This is a genomic window from Pseudescherichia vulneris NBRC 102420 (genome assembly GCF_000759795.1).
Taxonomy (GTDB): domain Bacteria; phylum Pseudomonadota; class Gammaproteobacteria; order Enterobacterales; family Enterobacteriaceae; genus Pseudescherichia; species Pseudescherichia vulneris.
On sequence record NZ_BBMZ01000008.1, the window covers coordinates 26,543 to 48,773 of the forward strand.

General features: G+C 58.9%; 18 protein-coding genes. 14 read left to right on the top strand and 4 right to left on the bottom strand.

Annotated elements, in window-relative coordinates:
- Positions 1-17: 17 nt before the first annotated feature.
- The 8 genes from csrD (at position 18) to tldD (ending at position 12,315) form a co-directional block, all read left to right on the top strand.
- The gene (gene csrD / locus EV102420_RS05960) at positions 18-1,958 is read left to right on the top strand and encodes an RNase E specificity factor CsrD (protein WP_042390000.1); all 1,941 of its coding nucleotides are present in this window, start codon (positions 18-20) and stop codon (positions 1,956-1,958) included.
- A 305-nt stretch (positions 1,959-2,263) separates the two neighbouring features.
- Positions 2,264-3,307 (top strand): rod shape-determining protein MreB, encoded by a 1,044-nt coding sequence (gene mreB, locus EV102420_RS05965; RefSeq protein WP_000913396.1) that lies wholly within the window; start codon positions 2,264-2,266, stop codon positions 3,305-3,307.
- Positions 3,308-3,374: 67 nt separating this feature from the next.
- Positions 3,375-4,370, top strand: a complete 996-nt coding sequence (gene mreC / locus EV102420_RS05970; protein WP_042390002.1) for a rod shape-determining protein MreC — start codon at positions 3,375-3,377, stop codon at positions 4,368-4,370.
- Positions 4,370-4,858 carry a rod shape-determining protein MreD gene (gene mreD, locus EV102420_RS05975; RefSeq protein WP_042390004.1) on the top strand — a complete coding sequence of 163 codons (489 nt, stop codon included), beginning with the start codon at positions 4,370-4,372 and terminating at the stop codon, positions 4,856-4,858. The genes mreC and mreD overlap by 1 nt, the downstream gene beginning before the upstream one ends.
- Before the next feature lie 9 nt (positions 4,859-4,867).
- A complete protein-coding gene (locus tag EV102420_RS05980; RefSeq protein WP_042390006.1) occupies positions 4,868-5,461 on the top strand; it encodes a Maf family protein in 594 nt (197 codons plus the stop codon).
- The gene (gene rng, locus EV102420_RS05985) at positions 5,451-6,920 is read left to right on the top strand and encodes a ribonuclease G (RefSeq protein ID WP_042390008.1); all 1,470 of its coding nucleotides are present in this window, start codon (positions 5,451-5,453) and stop codon (positions 6,918-6,920) included. The genes EV102420_RS05980 and rng overlap by 11 nt, the downstream gene beginning before the upstream one ends.
- Before the next feature lie 58 nt (positions 6,921-6,978).
- Positions 6,979-10,779 carry an AsmA2 domain-containing protein YhdP gene (yhdP, locus tag EV102420_RS05990; protein WP_042390011.1) on the top strand — a complete coding sequence of 1,267 codons (3,801 nt, stop codon included), beginning with the start codon at positions 6,979-6,981 and terminating at the stop codon, positions 10,777-10,779.
- A gap of 90 nt (positions 10,780-10,869) precedes the next feature.
- Complete coding sequence (gene tldD, locus EV102420_RS05995; protein WP_042390015.1) at positions 10,870-12,315, top strand: metalloprotease TldD; 1,446 nt, start codon at positions 10,870-10,872, stop codon at positions 12,313-12,315.
- Positions 12,316-12,360: 45 nt separating this feature from the next.
- Here tldD and aaeR read toward each other — a convergent pair whose 3' ends face one another.
- Complete coding sequence (aaeR, locus tag EV102420_RS06000; protein WP_042390017.1) at positions 12,361-13,290, bottom strand: HTH-type transcriptional activator AaeR; 930 nt, start codon at positions 13,288-13,290, stop codon at positions 12,361-12,363.
- A 180-nt stretch (positions 13,291-13,470) separates the two neighbouring features.
- Here aaeR and aaeX point away from each other — a divergent pair, with 180 nt between their 5' ends.
- The 5 genes from aaeX to EV102420_RS06025 all read left to right on the top strand — a co-directional run bounded on the left by aaeX (position 13,471) and on the right by EV102420_RS06025 (position 18,447).
- Positions 13,471-13,674, top strand: a complete 204-nt coding sequence (aaeX, locus tag EV102420_RS06005) for a p-hydroxybenzoic acid efflux pump operon protein AaeX (protein WP_042390018.1) — start codon at positions 13,471-13,473, stop codon at positions 13,672-13,674.
- 7 nt (positions 13,675-13,681) lie between these two features.
- Positions 13,682-14,614: a p-hydroxybenzoic acid efflux pump subunit AaeA gene (gene aaeA / locus EV102420_RS06010; protein WP_042390020.1), complete on the top strand. Its 933-nt coding sequence runs from the start codon at positions 13,682-13,684 to the stop codon at positions 14,612-14,614.
- Positions 14,615-14,619: 5 nt separating this feature from the next.
- Positions 14,620-16,587, top strand: a complete 1,968-nt coding sequence (gene aaeB / locus EV102420_RS06015) for a p-hydroxybenzoic acid efflux pump subunit AaeB (RefSeq protein ID WP_042390021.1) — start codon at positions 14,620-14,622, stop codon at positions 16,585-16,587.
- Positions 16,588-16,668: 81 nt separating this feature from the next.
- Positions 16,669-18,123, top strand: coding sequence for an NAD-dependent succinate-semialdehyde dehydrogenase (locus EV102420_RS06020; RefSeq protein ID WP_042390023.1), 1,455 nt, complete (start codon positions 16,669-16,671; stop codon positions 18,121-18,123).
- Positions 18,124-18,168: 45 nt separating this feature from the next.
- Entirely contained in the window at positions 18,169-18,447 is a 279-nt protein-coding gene (locus EV102420_RS06025) for a barstar family protein (protein ID WP_042390026.1), read from the top strand.
- A gap of 70 nt (positions 18,448-18,517) precedes the next feature.
- Here the strand turns inward: EV102420_RS06025 and yhcN are convergent, their stop codons facing one another.
- Positions 18,518-18,781: a peroxide/acid stress response protein YhcN gene (gene yhcN / locus EV102420_RS06030; protein ID WP_042390028.1), complete on the bottom strand. Its 264-nt coding sequence runs from the start codon at positions 18,779-18,781 to the stop codon at positions 18,518-18,520.
- A 378-nt stretch (positions 18,782-19,159) separates the two neighbouring features.
- A complete protein-coding gene (gene argR, locus EV102420_RS06035) occupies positions 19,160-19,630 on the bottom strand; it encodes a transcriptional regulator ArgR (RefSeq protein WP_042390030.1) in 471 nt (156 codons plus the stop codon).
- 423 nt (positions 19,631-20,053) lie between these two features.
- Here argR and mdh point away from each other — a divergent pair, with 423 nt between their 5' ends.
- Positions 20,054-20,992: a malate dehydrogenase gene (gene mdh / locus EV102420_RS06040; RefSeq protein ID WP_042390032.1), complete on the top strand. Its 939-nt coding sequence runs from the start codon at positions 20,054-20,056 to the stop codon at positions 20,990-20,992.
- Positions 20,993-21,099: 107 nt separating this feature from the next.
- Here mdh and degS read toward each other — a convergent pair whose 3' ends face one another.
- Positions 21,100-22,167, bottom strand: coding sequence for an outer membrane-stress sensor serine endopeptidase DegS (gene degS / locus EV102420_RS06045; protein ID WP_042390034.1), 1,068 nt, complete (start codon positions 22,165-22,167; stop codon positions 21,100-21,102).
- Positions 22,168-22,231: the final 64 nt, after the last annotated feature.

The window sequence follows — 22,231 nt, forward strand, 5'->3', positions numbered from 1 at the left end:
ACGGAGTTAACACACGGATGCGCTTAACGACGAAGTTCTCGGCTTTTGTCACTCTGCTAACCGGGCTGGCAATCTTTGTCACGCTGCTGGGGTGCTCGTTCAGTTTTTACCGCGCCATTGAGCAGAAAGTTGCCGAGCGCGTGGAGTCGGTCGCAGCGGTGATCGACACGCGGCTGGTTTCGCAGCCGCCTTCGGCGCTTGCGGTCCAGCTGGATGAGCTGATGGTGCCCATCGATATCGTGCGCGTGGTGGTAAAGCAGGGGGAGCATATCCTGCTCGATCATACGCGCAGCGGCAGCTACCGTCCCGCAGGCAGCAGCGATCTACACCGCGAACGCCTTGTCCCCTCGATTAAGAACCCAGGAACGAGCATCCTGCTGGTCTATCAGGATCCGATGGCCAACTACTTTCACTCGGTCATCACCACCGTACCGCTGACGTTTGCCGTTGGCTTTATGGTCATTATTATCTTTCTGGCGGTACGCTGGCAGCGCCGTCAGCTGGCGGGGCAGGAGCTGCTGGAGAGCCGGGCCACCCGGATCCTCAACGGCGAGCGCGGCCAGCGGGTGCGGGGCAGCATCTATGAGTGGCCCGCCCGGGCCAGCAGCGCGCTCGATCTGCTGCTGACCGAGATCCATTTCGCTGGCGAGCAGCGTAGCCGTATGGATACGCTGATCCGCTCCTATGCCGCCCAGGACACCAAAACCGGGCTCAACAACCGGCTCTTTTTTGATAACCAGCTGGCGACGCTGCTGGAGGATCAGGAGAGGGTCGGGTCGCACGGGGTGGTGATGATGATCCGCCTGCCGGACTTTGACCTGCTGCGGGACAGCTGGGGGGCGGCGGCCACCGAGGAGCACTTCTTTATTCTGATCAACCTGCTCTCTACCTTCATTATGCGCTATCCCGGCGCGCTGCTGGCCCGCTACCACCGCAGCGACTTTGCGGTGCTGCTCTCCCACCGCACGCTTAAAGAGTCTGAAAGTATCGCCGCTCAGCTGCTGAAGTCCGTGGACGTTCTGCCGCCGTCAAAGATGCTCGACCGGGAAGATATGATGCACATCGGCATCTGCGCCTGGCGCAGCGGGCAGACCACCACCCAGGTGATGGAGCATGCCGAGGCGGCGACGCGTACCGCCGTCTTGCAGGGGGCGAACAGCTGGGCAGTCTACGATGACAGCCTGCCGGAGAAGGGGCGCGGCAATGTCCGCTGGCGAACCCTGATCGAGCAGATGCTGAGCCGGGGCGGGCCGCGCCTGTACCATAAGCCAGCCATCAACCGCGACGGCAGCGTCCACCACCGCGAGCTGATGTGCCGCCTGTTTGACGGCGAACAGGAGGTGATCTCTGCCGAGTATATGCCGATGGTGTTACAGTTCGGCCTCTCGGAGGAGTATGACCGGCAGCTCATCACCCGGCTGGTGACGTTTTTGGGCTTCTGGCCGCAGGAGACGCTGGCTTTACAGATCACCGTAGAGTCACTCATTCGTCCGCGCTTCCAGCGCTGGCTGCGGGATACGCTGATGCAATGTGAAAAATCGAAGCGAAAACGCATTATTTTTGAACTTGCAGAGGCAGATGTTTGTCAACACATCAGTCGTTTACAGCCGGTGGTGCGTCTGATTAACGCCTTAGGTGCCCGAGTTGCAGTGACTCAGGCAGGCCTGACGCTGGTCAGCACCAGCTGGATCAAGGCGTTGGACGCCGAGCTGTTAAAGCTCCATCCAAGTTTGGTGCGCAATATTGAGAAGCGCACCGAGAACCAGCTGCTGGTACAGAGTCTGGTTGAGACCTGCAAAGGCACGCAGACTCGCGTCTTCGCCACCGGTCTTCGCTCGCGAGGCGAATGGCAGACGCTCATTGAGCGTGGTGTAGCAGGCGGGCAGGGGGATTTCTTTGCCGCATCAGAACCACTTGATGCAAGCGTGAAAAAATATTCACAAAGATACTCGGTTTGACCTGCCGTTTAATGTGTTTTCACGTAGAATAACGCGCGCTGTATCGCCTGGGGGTGTGCATGTCTGCCTGCCGGTCCGAATAGCGTAAGACAGTGAACGTCCTTTGACGCGTTACAAAATGATGAGGCGAGGAGCGCTGCTATACCGTGGAGTCCTGAAGGAGTCAGGCCAATTTGTAACAGAGGAAACGAACTGCACTAATTTTCACCGTAGCAGATGATTTTTGCGCCTTGTCGCTGCTGCGTGTGGTTGGTAAAGTAAGCGGATTTTGTTTTCCGCCCCAGCTTTCAGGATTATCCCTTAGTATGTTGAAAAAATTTCGTGGCATGTTTTCCAATGACTTGTCCATTGACCTGGGTACTGCGAATACCCTGATTTATGTAAAAGGACAAGGCATCGTATTGAATGAGCCTTCCGTGGTGGCTATTCGCCAGGATCGTGCCGGTTCGCCGAAAAGCGTTGCTGCTGTAGGCCATGACGCTAAGCAGATGCTGGGCCGTACCCCTGGCAATATCGCGGCTATCCGCCCGATGAAAGATGGCGTAATCGCTGACTTCTTCGTCACGGAAAAGATGCTGCAGCACTTCATCAAGCAGGTGCATAGCAACAGCTTCATGCGTCCAAGTCCGCGCGTGCTGGTCTGTGTACCGGTTGGCGCGACCCAGGTTGAACGCCGCGCTATCCGTGAATCCGCGCAGGGTGCGGGTGCACGTGAAGTCTTCCTGATTGAAGAGCCGATGGCTGCTGCAATCGGTGCTGGCCTGCCGGTATCCGAAGCGACGGGCTCCATGGTGGTGGATATCGGTGGCGGTACGACCGAAGTGGCGGTGATCTCCCTGAACGGCGTGGTCTACTCCTCCTCCGTGCGCATCGGCGGCGACCGTTTCGACGAAGCGATCATTAATTATGTGCGTCGTAACTACGGCTCCCTGATCGGTGAAGCGACCGCTGAGCGTATCAAACACGAAATCGGCTCTGCCTATCCGGGCGATGAAGTGCGTGAGATCGAAGTCCGTGGTCGTAACCTGGCCGAGGGCGTGCCGCGCGGCTTTACCCTGAACTCTAACGAAATCCTCGAAGCGCTGCAGGAGCCGCTGACCGGCATCGTGAGCGCGGTGATGGTAGCCCTGGAGCAGTGCCCGCCGGAGCTGGCGTCCGATATCTCCGAGCGCGGTATGGTCCTGACCGGTGGTGGCGCGCTGCTGCGTAACCTTGACCGTCTGCTGATGGAAGAGACAGGCATTCCTGTCGTGGTTGCAGAAGATCCACTGACCTGCGTAGCCCGTGGCGGCGGCAAGGCGTTGGAAATGATCGACATGCACGGCGGCGACTTGTTCAGCGAAGAGTAGTCCGCATGAGGTCTGGGGTAACGTCGCCGTTGCCCCGATCTATCCGGCCTGAGAAGACGCATAGCCTATGAAGCCCATTTTTAGCCGTGGCCCGTCGCTACAGATTCGCCTGATCCTGGCGGTGCTGATTGCGCTTGGTGTCATTATCGCCGACAGCCGCCTCGGTACGTTCAGTCAGATCCGAACGTACATGGATACCGCCGTCAGTCCTTTCTACTTTGTCTCAAACGGTCCCCGTGAACTGCTCGACAGCGTGTCGCAAACCTTAGCCTCGCGCGATCAGCTTGAGCTTGAAAATCGGGCGCTGCGCCAGGAGCTGCTGCTGAAAAACAGCGAGCTGTTGATGCTGGGACAGTACAAACAGGAGAACGCGCGTCTGCGCGAGCTGCTGGGCTCACCCCTGCGCCAGGATGAGCAAAAAATGGTCACCCAGGTCATCTCGACGGTGAACGATCCCTACAGCGATCAGGTAGTGATCGACAAGGGCAGCGTGAACGGTGTCTACGAAGGCCAGCCGGTGATCAGCGATAAAGGCGTGGTAGGCCAGGTCGTTGCGGTCGCCAAGCTCACCAGCCGCGTGCTGCTGATCTGCGACGCGACCCATGCGCTGCCGATCCAGGTGCTGCGTAACGATATCCGCGTGATTGCGGCCGGTAACGGCTGTACCGACGATCTCCAGCTTGAGCATCTGCCTGCAAATACCGATATTCGCGTCGGCGACGTGCTGGTCACCTCCGGCCTTGGGGGACGTTTCCCGGAAGGGTATCCGGTTGGCGTGGTCTCGTCCGTGAAGCTTGACACCCAGCGCGCCTATACGGTTATCCAGGCGCGTCCAATGGCGGGACTCCAGCGTTTACGCTACCTGCTGCTGCTGTGGGGCGCCGATCGCAACGGCGCGAATCCGATGACCCCGGAAGAAGTACACCGCGTGGCCAACGAGCGGCTGATGCAGATGATGCCGCAGGTGCTGCCTGCGCCGAACTCCATGGGACCGCCTGCGCCCGCCCCTGAGCCTGCTACCGGCCTTAACACGCCGTCGCAGCCTGCGTCCGGGGGGCAATAGTGGCCAGCTATCGTAGCCAGGGACGCTGGGTCATTTGGCTCTCGTTCCTCATTGCGCTGTTGCTGCAAATCATGCCCTGGCCGGATAACATTCTTGTTTTCCGGCCAAACTGGGTGCTGCTTATTCTGCTCTACTGGATCCTCGCCCTGCCGCACCGCGTAAATGTCGGTACAGGTTTAATGATGGGTGCCATACTGGATCTGATCAGCGGTTCAACCCTTGGGGTCCGCGCGCTGTCGCTCAGCATCATCGCTTATCTTGTTGCCCTGAAATACCAGCTCTTCCGTAATCTGGCGCTCTGGCAGCAGGCGCTGGTGGTGATGCTGCTGTCGCTGGCGGCCAATATCATTGTTTTCTGGGCCGAGTTTTTAGTCATCAACGTGTCGTTCCGTCCGGAAGTCTTCTGGAGCAGCATTGTTGACGGCGTGCTCTGGCCCTGGCTCTTCCTGCTGATGCGTAAAATCCGCCAGCAGTTTGCGGTGCAATAAAAGGTATTTATGACAGATCTCTATCTCGCCTCCGGTTCGCCACGCCGCCAGGAGCTGCTCACCCAGCTCGGCGTCTCTTTTGAGCGCATTATTCCGGGCGTAGAGGAGCAGCGCCATCCCCAGGAGAGCGCCCAGCAGTACGTGGTGCGCCTGGCGCGGGAGAAAGCCCAGGCTGGCGTTGCGCTGGCCGCGCGGGATCTGCCGGTGCTGGGAGCCGATACCATTGTCATCGTAAACGGTGAAGTGCTTGAAAAACCCAGAGATACCCACCATGCTGCTGCAATGCTGCGCCAGCTTTCAGGGCAGACTCATCAGGTGATGACCGCCGTTGCGCTGGCCGACAGCCAGCGGGTGCTGGAGCGCCTCGTGGTCACCGATGTCACCTTTAAGGTGCTTGCCGAGCGCGAAATTGATGCCTACATTGCCAGCGGCGAGCCGATGGATAAAGCAGGTGCGTATGGTATCCAGGGGCTGGGCGGCTGCTTTGTCCGCCGCATCAACGGCAGCTACTATGCTGTGGTTGGCCTGCCGCTGGTGGAGACCGGCGAACTGATAAGCGATTTTAACGCACTGCGTGAGGGAAGGGATAAACATGACGGCTGAATTGCTGGTGAACGTAACGCCATCGGAGACGCGCGTCGCCTATATTGATGGCGGCATCCTGCAGGAGATCCACATCGAGCGCGAAGCGCGGCGCGGTATCGTCGGCAATATCTACAAAGGGCGTGTGAGCCGGGTCCTGCCGGGCATGCAGGCGGCTTTTGTAGATATTGGTCTCGATAAGGCGGCTTTCCTCCACGCCTCCGATATTATGCCCCATACCGAGTGCGTCGCGGGCGAAGAGCAGAAGAACTTCACCGTGCGCGACATCTCCGAGCTGGTGCGCCAGGGCCAGGATCTGATGGTGCAGGTCGTCAAGGATCCGTTGGGCACCAAGGGCGCACGCCTGACTACCGATATTACGCTGCCCTCGCGCTACCTGGTCTTTATGCCGGGGGCCTCCCACGTGGGCGTTTCCCAGCGTATTGAAAGCGAAAGCGAGCGCGATCGGCTGAAGAAGATCGTCGCGGAGTACTGCGACGAGCAGGGTGGTTTTATCATCCGTACCGCGGCCGAGGGCGTCTGCAATGAAGATCTCGCCTCGGATGCAGCCTACCTGAAGCGCGTCTGGACCAAGGTGATGGAGCGCAAAAAACGTCCCCAGACCCGCTATCAGATGTACGGCGAGCTGGCTCTGGCTCAGCGGGTGCTGCGCGACTTCGCCGACGCTCAGCTCGACCGCATCCGCGTCGACTCGCGCCTGACCTTTGACGCCCTGCTGGAGTTTACCGCAGAATACATTCCGGAGATGACCAGCAAGCTGGAGCACTACAGCGGGCGGCAGCCGATCTTCGATCTCTTCGACGTGGAAAACGAGATCCAACGTGCGCTGGAGCGCAAGGTTGAGCTGAAGTCCGGTGGCTACCTGATTATCGATCAGACCGAGGCGATGACCACCGTCGATATCAATACCGGCGCGTTCGTGGGCCATCGCAATCTCGACGACACCATCTTCAACACCAATATTGAAGCGACCCAGGCGATTGCCCGCCAGCTGCGCCTGCGCAACCTCGGCGGCATTATCATCATCGACTTTATCGATATGAGTAATGAGGATCACCGCCGCCGGGTGCTGCACTCCCTGGAGCAGGCGCTGAGCAAGGATCGGGTCAAAACCAGCATCAACGGCTTCTCCCAGCTTGGCCTGGTCGAGATGACCCGCAAGCGCACCCGAGAGAGCGTGGAACACGTGCTCTGCAACGAGTGCCCGACCTGCCACGGACGTGGGACGGTCAAAACGGTAGAGACCGTCTGCTATGAGATCATGCGCGAAATCGTTCGTGTGCACCACGCCTACGATTCCGATCGATTCTTAGTCTATGCTTCTCCTGCAGTGGCCGAAGCGCTAAAAAGCGACGAGTCCCATGCGCTGGCAGAAGTGGAAATCTTTGTTGGCAAACAGGTAAAAGTACAAATTGAGCCGCTCTATAACCAGGAGCAGTTCGACGTGGTAATGATGTAATTACGCAGCATGCTGCGACACGAGCAAGGCCTGTTTTTTGGCTGACAAGGAGAGATGCGTGAGGCGACTGCCTGGGATACTGCTGCTGACTGCCGCAACGTTGATTGTCATCGTCGCGCTGCTGGTGAGTGGCCTGCGTCTTGTGCTGCCGCATCTCAATACCTGGCGTCCGGCGCTGCTGGCAAAGATTGAGGCGGCCACGGGAATGCCGGTCAACGCCAGCTATATTCAAGCCAGCTGGCAAAACTTCGGTCCGCAGGTTGAGGTGCGCGATATCAGCGCTGGCCTGAGCGACGGCGGCGAATTCTCGGTTAAGCGCGTTACCCTGGCCCTGGACGTTTGGCAAAGCCTGCTGCACCTGCGCTGGCAGTTTCGCGATCTCACCTTTTACCGGCTGCGCATCTATACCAATACCCCAATACAGCAGGGCGACAGTCAGCAGGGCTTTGAAGGCAACCGTCTCAGCGATCTCTTCCTACGCCAGTTCGACCACTTCGATCTGCGCGACAGCGATATTAGCTTCTTAACTCCCTCCGGCCAGCGGGCCGAACTGGCGATCCCCCAGCTTACCTGGCTTAACGACAGCGCGCGCCATCGCGCCGAGGGGCAGGTGAGCCTCTCTAGCCTGACCGGCCAGCACGGCGTAATGCAGGTGCGGATGGATCTGCGGGACGATAACGGCCTGCTTAACAACGGACGCCTGTGGCTACAGGCGGATGACGTCGACGTTAAGCCGTGGCTAGGCAAATGGATGCAGGACAACGTCGCCCTCGATAGCGCCCGCTTCAGCCTTGAAGGATGGGTGACCGTCAGCAAAGGCGAGGTGGCCAGCGGCGACGTGTGGCTGAAAAAGGGTGGCGCGAGCTGGCAGGGCGATGCGAAACCGCACCATCTGAGCGTGGACAACCTGACAGCGCACGTGACCCGTACAGGGGAAAAAGGCTGGCAGTTTGCTATCCCCTCTACCCGCGTCACGCTGGATAATAAACCCTGGCCAAAGGGGGCGCTGACCCTGGCGTGGATCCCGGAGCAAACGGTAGGCGGCGTAAACAACACCCGGAGCGATGAGCTGCGCGTGCGTGCCAATCACCTGGAGCTCAGCGGGCTGGATGGCCTGCTACCGATTGCTGAAAAGTTCTCTCCCGCGCTGGGTGAGATCTGGCGGGCGATGCAGCCTGCCGGACAGATTGAGCAGCTGGCGCTGGATATCCCGCTCAAGGCCACGGAGAAAACGCGCTTCCAGGCACGCTGGCAGGATCTCTCCTGGCAGCAGTGGAAGATGTTGCCGGGCGTCCAGCATCTGGCCGGGACCCTGAGCGGCAGCGCGGAGGATGGTCGGCTGACGGCTGAGGTGACCCAGGCCACCATGCCCTATAAAACCGTGTTCCGTGCCCCGCTGGAGATTAAAAAGGGCGTGGCGACCCTCAACTGGCTGAATAACAGCGATGGCTTCCAGCTGGATGGTCGCCAGCTTGATATTGAGGCCACCGGCCTGCGTGCCCGGGGGGACTTCCGCTATCTCAAGCCCGCTCATGACGAGCCGTGGCTGGGGATCCTCGCCGGGATTAGCACTAATGACGCCGGGCAGGCGTGGCGCTATTTCCCGGAAAACCTGATGGGCAAAGCGCTGGTGGACTACCTGAGCGGGGCTATTCAGGGCGGCCAGGTGGATAACGCCACGCTGGTCTACGGCGGTAATCCGCATCTCTTCCCCTACAAGCACAACGAAGGGCAGTTTGAGGTGCTGGTGCCGCTACACAATGCGGTATATGCCTTCCAGCCCGGCTGGCCAGCGCTCAAGAATTTCGACATCGAGCTGGACTTCCTCAACGACGGCCTGTTTATGAAGAGTGATGCGGTCAGCCTCGGTGGGGTGCAGGCGCGCAACCTGGCGGCGGCAATCCCGGACTATCTGAAAGAGAAGCTGCTGATTGACGCCGATATCAACGGTCCGGGCAAAGAGGTCGGGCCGTACTTCAACGAGACGCCGCTGAAGGACTCCCTTGGCGCGACCCTGGACGAGCTTCAGCTTGATGGCGATGTGAGCGCTCGCTTACATCTTGATATCCCGCTGGACGGTGAGATCACTACCGCTAAAGGCGAAGTCAGGCTGCGGGATAACAGCCTGTTTATCAAGCCGCTGAACAGCACCCTGCACAATCTCAACGGCAACTTCAGCTTCGTGAACGGCAATCTGCAGAGCGAGCCGCTGACCGCCAGCTGGTTTAATCAGCCGCTCAACGTCAACTTCTCCACCACCGAAGGCAAAAAAGCCTATGAGGTGGCGATCGACATGAATGCGAACTGGCAGCCTGCCCGCACCGGCGTCCTGCCGAAACAGGTCAACGATGCCCTCAGCGGCAGCGTGGCGTGGAACGGCAAGGTTGGGATCGAGCTGCCTTACAACGCAGGTGCGCGCTACAACGTGGATATTAAAGGCGACCTGAAAAATCTCGCCAGCCGACTGCCCTCGCCGCTAAATAAGCCTGCAGGCCAGTCTCTGCCGGTAAAGCTGAACGTGACGGGCAACCTGCGCAGCTTCGATCTGACCGGGGCGGCGGGCAGCGATAACCACTTTAATAGCCGCTGGCTGCTGAATCAAAAGCTGACCCTGGACAGAGCCATCTGGGCCTCGGAGAGCCAGACCATTCCGCCGCTACCGGCGCAGAGCGGCGTCGAGCTGAACCTGCCGCCGCTGGACGGCGCGCAGTGGCTGGGGCTTTTCCAGCAGGGCGTAGCCAGCAACGTCAGCAGCGCCACGGCCTTCCCGGAAGCGATTACCCTGCGCACGCCGGCGCTCACCCTCGGCGGCCAGCAGTGGAACAATGTCAGCCTGGAGACGCAGCCCGTGGCGGGCGGCACCAAGGTTGACGTGCAGGGACGTGAGATCGCGGCGGCGCTGACGATGGCGGATAACAGGCCCTGGACCGCCGCCATTCGCTATCTCTACTACAACCCGACCCCGGTCACCAGCGAGCCGCTGTCGCCGAAAGCATTACTGACCGGCAAGACGCGGATCGATTTCAGCGGCTGGCCCGATCTTCAGCTGCGCTGCGCCGAGTGCTGGCTGTGGGGGCAGAAATATGGCCGCATTGAGGGTGATTTTACTATCAAAGGCGATACGCTCTCCCTGGCCAACGGCTTGGTGGACAGCGGCTTCGCCCGCCTGACTGCCGGCGGTGAGTGGGTTAACCGCAGCGGTGCCGAACGCACGTCCATTAAAGGTAAGCTGCGGGCGGATAAGATCGACTCCGCCACGGAGTTCTTTGGCGTCACCACGCCGATGCGTGATGCGTCGGTCGACGCCGACTACGATCTCCACTGGCGTGATGCCCCGTGGCAGCCGGATGTGGCCTCCCTCAACGGCGTGCTGCACACCCGCCTCGGCAAGGGGCAAATTGCTGACGTCAGTACCGGCCGCGCCGGACAACTGCTGCGTCTGCTGAGCTTTGACGCCCTGCTGCGCAAGCTGCGCTTTGACTTCAGCGACACCTTTAGCGAAGGCTTCTACTTTGACTCTATCCGCAGCACGGCGTGGATCAAAGATGGCGTTCTGCATACCGACGATACGCTGGTAGACGGCCTTGAGGCGGACATCGCCATGAAGGGATCGGTCAACCTCGTGCGCCGCGAGCTGGACGTAGAGGCCGTAGTTGCCCCGGAGATCTCCGCCACCGTTGGCGTCGCAGCCGCGTTCGCCGTTAACCCCATCGTTGGCGCAGCGGTGTTTGCCGCCAGCAAGGTGCTGGGGCCGCTGTGGAGCAAGGTCTCTATTCTGCGCTACCACATCAGCGGGCCGATGGATAAACCGCAGATCAATGAAGTGATGCGCCAGCCGCGAACCCCGCCCGCGAAATAGCAATGATTTGACGAGTTGAGCGAATTGCCTCACTCTCAATAGAGTGAAATTTATAACCGCAACGCGCGGCAACCTGAGAGTAGCAAAACGATGAGTTTGAACCTGGTTAGTGAACAATTACTCGCGGCAAACGGCCTGAGCCATCAGGATCTGTTTTCCATCCTCGGCCAGTTGGCCGAGCGCCGTCTCGACTACGGCGACCTCTATTTCCAGTCGAGCTATCACGAATCCTGGGTTTTAGAAGATAACATCATTAAAGATGGCTCCTACCATATCGACCAGGGCGTCGGCGTGCGCGCCGTCAGCGGCGAAAAGACCGGCTTTGCCTATGCCGATCAGATCAGCCTGCTGGCCCTGGAGCAGAGCGCCCAGGCTGCGCGCACCATCGTCCGCGACGCCGGTGATGGCCGGGTGCAGACCCTCGGTGCGGTTGAGCATAGCGCCCTCTATACCAGCCTCGATCCGCTTCAGAGCATGAGCCGGGAAGAGAAGCTGGACATCCTGCGTCGGGTCAACAACGTGGCCCGTGCCGCCGACAAGCGCGTGCAGGAGGTCACTGCCAGCCTGACCGGCGTCTATGAGCTGATCCTCGTGGCGGCCACTGACGGCACCCTGGCGGCGGACGTTCGCCCGCTGGTACGTCTGTCGGTCAGCGTGCAGGTGGAAGATGACGGTAAACGCGAGCGCGGCTCCAGTGGCGGTGGCGGTCGTTTGGGCTATGAGTGGTTCCTCAGTGACGCCGACGGCGAAGCGCGGGCGGACGCCTGGGCCAAAGAGGCGGTGCGCATGGCGCTGGTGAATCTTACTGCGGTAGCGGCCCCGGCGGGTACCCTGCCGGTGGTGCTGGGTGCGGGCTGGCCGGGCGTGCTGCTGCACGAGGCGGTAGGTCACGGCCTGGAAGGGGACTTTAACCGTCGCGGCACCTCGGTCTTCAGCGGCCAGATGGGCGAGCTGGTGGCCTCCGAGCTCTGCACCGTGGTTGATGACGGCACTATGATGAACCGCCGTGGCTCAATCTCTATTGACGATGAAGGCACGCCGGGCCAGTACAACGTCCTGATCGAAAACGGTATCCTGAAAGGCTACATGCAGGACAAGCTCAACGCGCGCCTGATGGGCGTGGCCCCGACCGGCAATGGCCGTCGTGAATCCTACGCGCATCTGCCGATGCCGCGCATGACCAACACCTATATGCTGGCCGGGAAATCGACTCCGCAGGAGATCATCGAGTCGGTGGAGTACGGGATCTTTGCCCCGAACTTTGGCGGCGGCCAGGTGGATATCACCTCCGGCAAGTTTGTCTTCTCTACCTCGGAAGCCTATCTGATTGAGAATGGCAAGGTGACGACGCCTGTGAAAGGCGCAACCCTGATCGGCTCCGGCATCGAAGCCATGCAGCAGATCTCCATGGTCGGCAACGATCTCAAGCTCGACAGCGGCGTCGGCGTCTGCGGTAAAGAGGGGCAGAGCCTGCCGGTGGGCGTGGGCCAGCCAACGCTGAAGGTAGACAACTTAACCGTCGGCGGCACGGCGTAACGCCTGCTCGCCTCTTCCTGCCGGTGAGAGCCGGCAGGAAATTTCTCACTTCTCTTTTGCGCGTCCGCGCATCGCCTGAAACACCTGCGACACCTCGACAAAGTAGTTCGTCAGCGCATCGATACAGACCTGCACCTTCAGCGGCAGCTTATCCTTCTCGGTATAGAGGGCATACACCGGACGCGGATCCGACTGGTAGCGCGGGAAGATGATCTCCAGCGTGCCGCGGTTGATCTCGTCGATCACCCACATCAGCGGAACATAGGCTACCCCTGCGCCCACCGTTAGCCAGCGGGTCAGGGTCATGGGATCGTTGGTGACAAAACGTCCCTGAGGAACGATCTTCGTCGACAGTCCCTCCGGGGCAATCAGCTCAAACTCATTGTCGGGGCGCACGCTATACTCAAGCCAGGAGTGATTAGCGAGATCGGCTGGCTTTTCAGGCACGCCGTACTGCATCAGATAGCTTTTCGCGGCGCAGACCACCATCGGCATCGCCCCCAGTCGGCGGGAGAAGAGGCTCGAATCCTGTAGTGCACCCACGCGGATCACCACGTCCAGCCCATCGGCAATCAGATCCGGGGCAGGGATGCCGGTGACCAGATCCACCGACAGGCCAGGATAGTCGCGGAGCATCTCGGCGGTCATTTTGGCCAGCACGTTTTGCGCCATGGTGGACGAGCAGCCGATGCGCAGGGTGCCGATAGGGGTATTGTTAAAGGCATAGAGCTGTTCATGCACGTCCTGCGCCTCGTGCAGCATCCGACGGCAGCCCTGGTAGTAGATCTTGCCCGCTTCGGTCAGGGCCAGGCTGCGGGTGCTGCGGTTGAGCAGCTTAACCTGCAGCTCATCTTCCAGTCTGGCAACGATCTGGCTGATGGAGGAGACGCTCATCTGGAGCTGTCGGGCAGCGGCGGTAAACGAGCCTAGCTCAACCACTTTGGCAAACACCGACATACGCTTTAATCTTTCCATTGTTCACTCTGGCTTAAAAGTGATTTAGATAACACAATATAGATAACAACATAACAGTTACGGTAAAATACTGTTAGCTGAGTAATAGACACGTCACTCTCGCCCGGCCCTTCTGGCCCTTATTCCTGCGGTGACGTGAATAATAAACCATCGCCTGCACGCTCTCTAATCAAGGTTAACATGAGTCTGTTTCCCGTTATCGTGGTCTTCGGCCTGTCGTTCCCGCCGATATTCTTCGAGCTACTGTTATCGCTGGCCCTCTTTTGGCTGGTGCGCCGCGTGCTGATCCCGACAGGGATCTACGATTTTGTCTGGCATCCAGCGCTGTTCAATACGGCTCTCTACTGCTGCCTGTTCTACTTATTGTCGCGCCTGTTCGTCTGAGGTTGATGTGAAAACGTTTATAAAAAATATCTCTCGTACCGCTATCACCGTGATCCTGGTGATACTGGCTTTCATCGCTATTTTTCGTGCCTGGGTCTACTACACCGAGTCGCCGTGGACGCGCGACGCCCGCTTTAGCGCCGACGTGGTGGCGATTGCCCCTGACGTCGCCGGGCTGATCACCGACGTGAAGGTTCATGATAACCAGCTGGTGAAGAAAGACCAGGTGCTGTTTACCATCGACCAGCCGCGCTATCAGAAAGCGCTGGAGGAGGCCGAGGCGGACGTCGCCTACTACCAGGCGCTGGCTACGGAAAAACGCCGGGAAGCCGGACGACGCAACCAGCTCGGCATCCAGGCGATGTCTCGGGAAGAGATTGACCAGGCGAATAACGTCCTGCAAACCGTGCTGCACCAGCTGGCAAAAGCCGAAGCCACGCGCGATATGGCGAAGCTGGACCTGGAGCGTACCGTGATCCGCGCCCCGTCCGCCGGTTGGGTAACCAACCTGAACGTCTATACCGGTGAGTTTATTACCCGTGGTTCAACGGCGGTGGCGCTGGTAAAACATGACTCCTTCTACGTGCTGGCCTATATGGAAGAGACCAAGCTGGAGGGCGTGCGTCCCGGCTATCGCACCGAAATTACGCCGCTTGGCAGTAACCAGGTGCTGAAAGGTACGGTGGACAGCATCGCCGCCGGGGTGACCAACGCCAGCAGCAGCCGCGATGCCAAAGGGATGGCGACCATCGACTCTAACCTTGAGTGGGTCCGTCTGGCGCAGCGCGTGCCGGTGCGTATCCGCCTCGACAGCCAGCCGGGCAACCTGTGGCCTGCGGGCACCACCGCGACGGTGGTGATCACCGGCGAGAAAGACCGGGACGCCAGCCAGGACTCCTTCTTCCGCAAGCTGGCCCACCGTCTGCGTGAGATGGGCTAAGCACGATGGGTATCTTCTCCATCGCCAACCAGCACGTGCGCTTTGCCATCAAGCTGGCCTGTGCCATTGTGCTGGCGCTGTTTGTTGGCTTCCACTTTAATCTGGAAACGCCGCGCTGGGCGGTGCTGACGGCAGCGATTGTGGCCGCCGGTCCGGCCTTTGCCGCCGGGGGCGAACCCTACTCGGGAGCGATCCGCTACCGGGGCATGCTGCGTATCGTTGGGACCTTTATCGGCTGCTTTGCCGCGCTGGTGATGATCATCGGCATGATCCGCGCCCCGCTGGTGATGCTGATGGTCTGCTGTCTCTGGGCGGGCTTCTGCACCTGGGTCTCCTCGCTGGTGCGGGTTGAAAACTCCTACGCGTGGGGCCTGTCGGGCTACACCGCGCTGATCATCGTCATTACCGTGCAGGCCGAACCGCTACTCACTCCGCAGTTCGCCGTTGAGCGCTGCAGCGAGATCGTTATCGGGATCGTCTGCGCCATCGTGGCCGATCTGCTCTTCTCGCCGCGCTCGGTGAAGCAGGAGATCGACCGCGAGCTCGACGGCCTGCTGTTGGCGCAGTACCAGCTGATGCAGCTCTGCGTGCAGAATGGCGACGGCGATGAGATGGATAAGGCCTGGGGGGCGCTGGTGCGGCGCACCAATGCTCTGGACGGGATGCGTACCAACCTCAACATGGAGTCGTCGCGCTGGACGCGGGCCAACCGCCGTCTCAAGGTGATCAATACCCTGTCGCTGACCCTGATTACCCAGGCGTGTGAGACCTGGCTGATGCAGCAGTCGCGTCCGGAGCTCGTCACCGATACGTTCCGGGAGCTGTTCGCCACGCCGGTAGAGACGGTGCAGGACGTGCACAAGCAGCTCAAGCGGATGCGCCGCGTGATCGCCTGGACCGGCGAGCGTGATACGCCCATTACTATCTACAGCTGGGTTGGGGCGGCGACGCGCTTTCTGCTGCTTCGGCGCGGGGTGATCGGCAATACCCGCATCAGCGCTACCGAAGAGGAGGTGCTGCGTACCGAGGCGGTGGTTAAAGCCGAGTCGGCAGAGCGTCACCATGCGATGGTCAACTTCTGGCGCACCACGCTCTCCTGTATGGTCGGGACCCTGTTCTGGCTGTGGACGGGCTGGACCTCGGGCAGCGGGGCGATGATCATGATTGCGGTGGTCACCTCGCTGGCGATGCGCCTGCCCAACCCGCGCATGGTGGCGATGGATTTTGTCTACGGTACGCTAGCAGCGCTGCCCATCGGGGCGTTCTACTTTCTGGTGGTGATGCCTGCCACCCAACAAAGCATGCTGCTGCTCTGCATCAGCCTGGCGGTGTTGGCCTTCTTTATCGGTATCGAGGTGCAGAAGCGGCGGCTGGGATCGCTGGGGGCGCTGGCGAGCACCATCAACATCCTGGTGCTGGATAACCCGATGACCTTTGAGTTCAACCGCTTTCTCGACAGCGCGCTGGGGCAGATCGTCGGCTGCGTGTTGGCCCTGCTGGTGATCCTGTTGGTGCGGGATAACTCCCGGGCGCGTACCGGCCGCGTGCTGCTGAACCAGTTTGTTTCGGCGGCGGTCTCGGCGCTGACCACTAACACGGCAAGACGCAGAGAGAATCATCTACCCGCGCTTTACCAGCAGCTCTTTTTACTGCTGAACAAGTTCCCGGGGGACGTGGGTAAATTCCGTCTGGCGTTGACCATGATTATCGCCCACCAGCGTCTACGCGATGCGCCGATCCCGGTGAATGCGGATCTCTCTGCTTTCCACCGCCAGCTACGGCGTACGGCCGATAACGTCATCGCCGCCCGCAGCGACGAGACCCGCCGCCGCTACTTCAGCCAGCTGCTGGAGGAGCTGGACGTCTACCAGGAAAAACTCCGCGACTGGGACGCGCCGGAGCAGGTCACCCATCCGGTAAAACGGCTGGTGGATGTGCTCCACAAATACCAGTCTGCGCTCACCACCCGTTAAGCCAAAACCGACGCCAGAAGCGTCGGTTTTTTTGTGGCTATACTTAGCGGAGTCATTCATTCACGGGGATCGGGAGGACGCATGGCAACCCAGGCACTTCAGGACAATGCGCTTTTTCAAACAGGCTATTTTGTAGACGGCGTATGGAAAACGCTGGAGAACACCTTTGACGTCACCAACCCGGCAACGGGCGAGGTAATAGCGAAAGTCGCGAAAGCAGGCAAAAAAGAGACCGAGGAAGCGATTGCGGCCGCCACGCGTGCGTTTCCCGCCTGGCGGGCGAAAACCGCCAAAGAGCGCTCCGCTATTCTTTACCGCTGGTACGCGCTGATTATTGAGAACAAAACCTGGCTGGGACAGCTGATGACCAGCGAGCAGGGCAAGCCGCTGAAAGAGGCGGAGGGCGAGGTTGAGTACGCCGCCAGCTTTATTCAGTGGTTCGCCGAAGAGGCGAAGCGTGCTAACGGCGAGATCATTCCTCAAATTAAGCCCGGCTCGCGCATCCTGGCGACCCGCGAGCCCATTGGCGTCGTGGCGGCTATCACGCCGTGGAACTTCCCGATGGCGATGCTTACCCGCAAGCTGGGTCCGGCGCTGGCCGCAGGCTGTACCGGCGTAATCAAGCCTGCCAACAATACGCCCCTCAGCGCCTTTGCGCTTGTGCAGCTGGCGAAAAAAGCGGGCGTCCCTGACGGGGTACTCAATGCCGTGGCCGGCACCACCGCTGAGATCAGCGATGCGATCATGGCCAGCCCGGAAGTGCGTAAAATCTCCTTCACCGGTTCGACGGCGGTGGGTAAAACGCTGGTGCGTAACGCCGCTGAAACCATGAAAAAAGTGTCGATGGAGCTGGGGGGCAACGCGCCCTATATCGTCTTTGACGATGCAGACATCGATGCTGCCGTTGAGGGGGCGATTGCCAATAAATTCCGCAACGCCGGACAGGTGTGCGTCAGCGTCAACCGTTTCTATATCCATGAAGCCATCTATGACGACTTCGTGAACAAACTCGCCGAGCGGGTTAACGCCCTGAAAGTGGGTAACGGTATGGAAGAGGGCGTGGTCGTGGGGCCGCTCATCGAGTCGGCCGCGGTGGACAAGGTGCGCGAGCACGTAGAGGATGCCATCGCCAAAGGCGCAACGGCGCTCGCGGGCGGCAAGGCTCACGCGCTGGGAGGCAACTTCTGGCAGCCAACGGTGCTCACCAACTGTAGCGACAGCATGAAGCTGGCCGCGGAGGAGACCTTCGGCCCGGTAGCCGCCTGCTTCCGTTTCACCACCGAGGATGAGGTGATCCATCGCGCTAACGATACGCCGTTTGGCCTGGCGGCCTACTTCTATACTCAGAATCTACAGCGCGTCTTCCGCGTATCGCAGGCGCTGGAAGCCGGGATGATTGGGGTTAACGAGTGCGCGGTATCCACCGAGCTGGGGCCGTTTGGCGGAGTAAAAGAGTCTGGCTTAGGCCGGGAAGGATCGGTGCTGGGACTGGAAGAGTACCTGGAGGTTAAGACTCTTCATCTCGGAGGATTATAAACGCTGGGGCGGCGCAGGCCGCCCATTCGGGCAGGGTGGCTAATAATGACTATTTACACGTTTGATTTCGACGAAATTGACGATCAAGACGCTTTTTATCGCGAATTTTGCCGTACTTTTTCTATTGATCGGATCAAGGTGAATAATCTGGACTCGCTGTGGGAGGTGGTCACCGGTGAAGATAGCACGCTGCCGATGCCGTTTGAGATCGAGTTTGTCCACCTGCATGAAAAGCAGCGTCGTCGCTTTGGCGCGTTAATCCTGCTCTTTGACGAGGCGGAAGAGGAGCTGGGCGGCATGCTGCGATTTAACGTGCGTCCCTGAGGGTGAATTACAGGCATAAAAAAGCCCCCGACAGGCGGGGGCAAGGTCGTAGGACACTACGACGAGGGATTTATTTGTAGAGTTCTGCAGTCGCGTGCCAGTGGTCACCGGTACGTGCTTCGATAATACGGTAAGAGGATGCCCCTTTAGCTTCGGCTTTTTCGTTCAGCGCATCACGGATATCCATCGGTGAGGAGCTTACTGCGCCAACGGAAACCGTACCGATTGCCTGGCGGCCCTGCGCCTGGTCAGCGCTGATAGAGTCGGCAGCGAAAGCACCGAAAGAGAGTGCGGATAGGATGCTCAGAGCGGCTACAGTTGTTTTGATTTTCATGGTGTCTACCTCATCGGATTCTTATTTACTGGGGTCTTATTTCGTGACCCTCATCACAAAATCAAGTATACACTAATCACGGCAAAAATTAATACCAAGCTAATGGTTTCACAGGTTATTACGTCACATAAATTTAACTTCTTATAACCTAAAAGAATAAAAATACCGTTTTAAGAGGGGTAAAGGGTAGGTATCTCTAAGAAAATCATATGGATATGATTTTTTAGCATTTTGTGCGATCGCGTAGATAGGATCTGCTGAGTGACACAAGAATGACAGAGAATCGCACATTCTGTTAAAGGTAGGGGCAGTGGATTATGGCGATAAACGGGCTAACAGAGGGAGATTCCCCCCGCTAAAGCGCGAGGGGAGAGAGGATCACAGCTCTTGTTCAAACAGCACTAGAATCGCTTCGTAGAGATCCTTTACGGTAAAACCGCTGGCAGGGGTAGTAAAGATGGTATCGTCCCCGGCGATGGTGCCGAGAATGCCTTCTGACTTCCCTAATGAGTCCAGCAGGCGCGCAATCAGCTGGGCGGCCCCCGGGCTGGTGTGGATAACCACCACCGCATCGTTATAGTCGATGTCCAGCACCAGATTCTTCAGCGGACTTGAAGTGGTCGGCACGCCAAGCTCTGCGGGCAGGCAGTAGACCATCTCCATTTTGGCGTTGCGCGTACGCACCGCACCAAACTTCGTTAGCATGCGGGAGACTTTGGATTGATTAATGTTATCAAACCCTTGCTCCTGCAGTGCCAGGACGATCTCGCCCTGGGAACTGAACTTTTCTTCTTTAAGCAGCGCTTTGAACGCCTTAACTAATTCTTCTTGTTTTGCCGAGCTTCGCATAAGTCACCCGTAGAATGGCGATTGAAACAACATTATTATGCATAAAAATGAATTTTTATGCAAATAGTCTGCCACTATTAAGGCTGAAATAATGTTATGAAAGCCGCGGATTTTATCAAAATAACTTATCGAGAAACATGCCTGTGTCACGGGTCACAAATAAGATTAAAAGTAAAATAAATGTTATTAAAGTGCTGTTGTTTTGCTAGCTTTACAGGGTGTATTGTACCGCCTGCGGGGATATGCCTGGCTTTATGAAGGAAATTTTCATGCTGCCCGAGAGGGCAACAGAAAGTGAATGATGCTAAAAGCGAGCTGAAGCGCGTTTTTTCTGCCGGATGATCGCTATCATTTACCCCATGTTGTCATGTCCTTAGCAACGGAGTAACGGTATATTTCGCTAACCATAATAAGGAGTTTAGGATGAAAGTTGCAGTCCTCGGCGCGGCAGGCGGTATTGGCCAAGCGCTAGCCCTACTTCTCAAGACCCAACTGCCTTCAGGCTCAGAACTCTCTCTGTACGATATCGCACCTGTCACCCCTGGCGTGGCGGTTGACCTGAGTCATATCCCTACTGCTGTAAAAATTGAGGGCTTCGCTGGCGAAGATGCTACCCCAGCGCTGAAAGGTGCAGACGTGGTACTGATCTCTGCGGGCGTCGCGCGTAAGCCGGGAATGGATCGCTCCGATCTCTTTAACGTCAACGCGGGCATCGTTAAAAACCTGGTGAGTCAGGTTGCGAAGACCTGTCCGCAGGCGTGTATCGGCATTATCACCAACCCGGTGAATACCACCGTCGCTATCGCCGCTGAAGTGCTGAAAAAAGCAGGCGTTTACGACAAGAACAAGCTGTTTGGCGTGACCACGCTGGACATCATCCGCTCCAACACCTTTGTGGCCGAGTTGAAAGGCAAGCAGCCTGGCGACGTGGAAGTGCCGGTTATTGGCGGCCACTCTGGCGTCACTATTCTGCCGCTGCTGTCGCAGATCCCAGGTGTTAGCTTCTCCGAGCAGGAAGTGGCCGATCTCACCAAACGTATTCAGAACGCGGGTACGGAAGTGGTCGAAGCGAAAGCCGGTGGCGGGTCTGCAACCCTGTCTATGGGCCAGGCGGCGGCGCGCTTTGGGCTCTCGCTGGTACGCGCCCTGCAGGGCGAACAGGGTGTCGTTGAGTGCGCCTACGTCGAGGGTGATGGCGAGCACGCTCGCTTCTTCTCTCAGCCGCTGCTGCTGGGTAAAAACGGCGTCGCGGAGCGCCAGTCTATCGGCACCCTGAGCGCTTTCGAGCAGCAGGCAATGGAAGGGATGCTGGAGACGCTGAAAAAAGATATCCAGCTCGGCGAAGAGTTCGTAAATAAGTAATACAGAACCGTGGTTTCCGTAGGCCGGGTAAGGCTGTAAGCCGCCACCCGGCGTTACCGTAATGCCCGGTGGCGCTGCGCTTACCGGGCCTACGGAACCAAACTGCGCTAGTTTGTAGCCGGGTACTCCTGAATCGTCACGTGCAGCAGCAGCTTTTTATCCTCACGCATCACCTCGACCGGGATCTCTGAACCTGGACGGATCTCCGCCACCTGGTCCATCGTCTCCAGTGCTGAAATGGCTGGCTTGCCGTTCACTGAGACAATCACGTCGTTAACCTGAATACCTGCGCGTGCTGCCGGGCCGTCCGGGGCGACCTCATTAACCACGATCCCCTGGATCTGATCGATCCCACCGCCCTGGGTATGCAGAGGCGCGATCTCTCTGCCGCCGATACCGATATAGCCGCGGATCACCCGTCCGTCGCGGATCAGCTTATCCATAATCTTGGTAGCCAGCTGGAACGGGATAGCGAAGCCGATCCCCTCTGGCGTTTCGCCATCGTTGCTCTTATCAAACGAGAGGGTGTTAATGCCCATCAGCTCGCCGAGGGAGTTAACCAGCGCGCCGCCGGAGTTGCCGTGGTTAATGGAGGCGTCGGTCTGCAAGAAGTTCTGCCGTCCCGACGGGTTCAAACCGATGCGGCCGGTGGCGCTGATGATCCCCTGGGTGATGGTCTGGCCGAGGTTATAGGGGTTACCGATAGCCATCACCACGTCGCCGATGTGCGGGGTGCGCTGACGGTTGATAGGGATCACCGGCAGGCCGCCGGTGGCATTGACCTTAAGCACCGCCAGATCCGTTAGCGTATCGGAGCCGACCAGCAGCGCCTCAAACACGCGACCATCCTGCAGCGCGACGATGATCTGATCCGCATCGTTGATCACGTGCTTGTTAGTAATAATGTACCCGCGCTGATCCATAATCACCCCGGAACCCAGGGTGCGGATCTCCAGCTGATTGTTGGACGAGCTGGCCGCGCTGCGGTTATAGACGTTGACCACCGCAGGCGCAGCCCGGCGCACCGCCTGGTTATAGCTCACCGGCGTTTCATCGGTGCTGTCAAACTGCGGGGTAGAGGAGGCGCTCAGCTGACGTAGCGAGGGCAGGGCAGCCAGCAGCAGGCTACCTACAATGAGGCCAATAGCGATAGATCGAAATAGCTTCACTAACATGATGCGGACGTCGTTAAAGAGGGTGCGGGCAGCATAGCACGACTTATCCGGACATCACACAGCG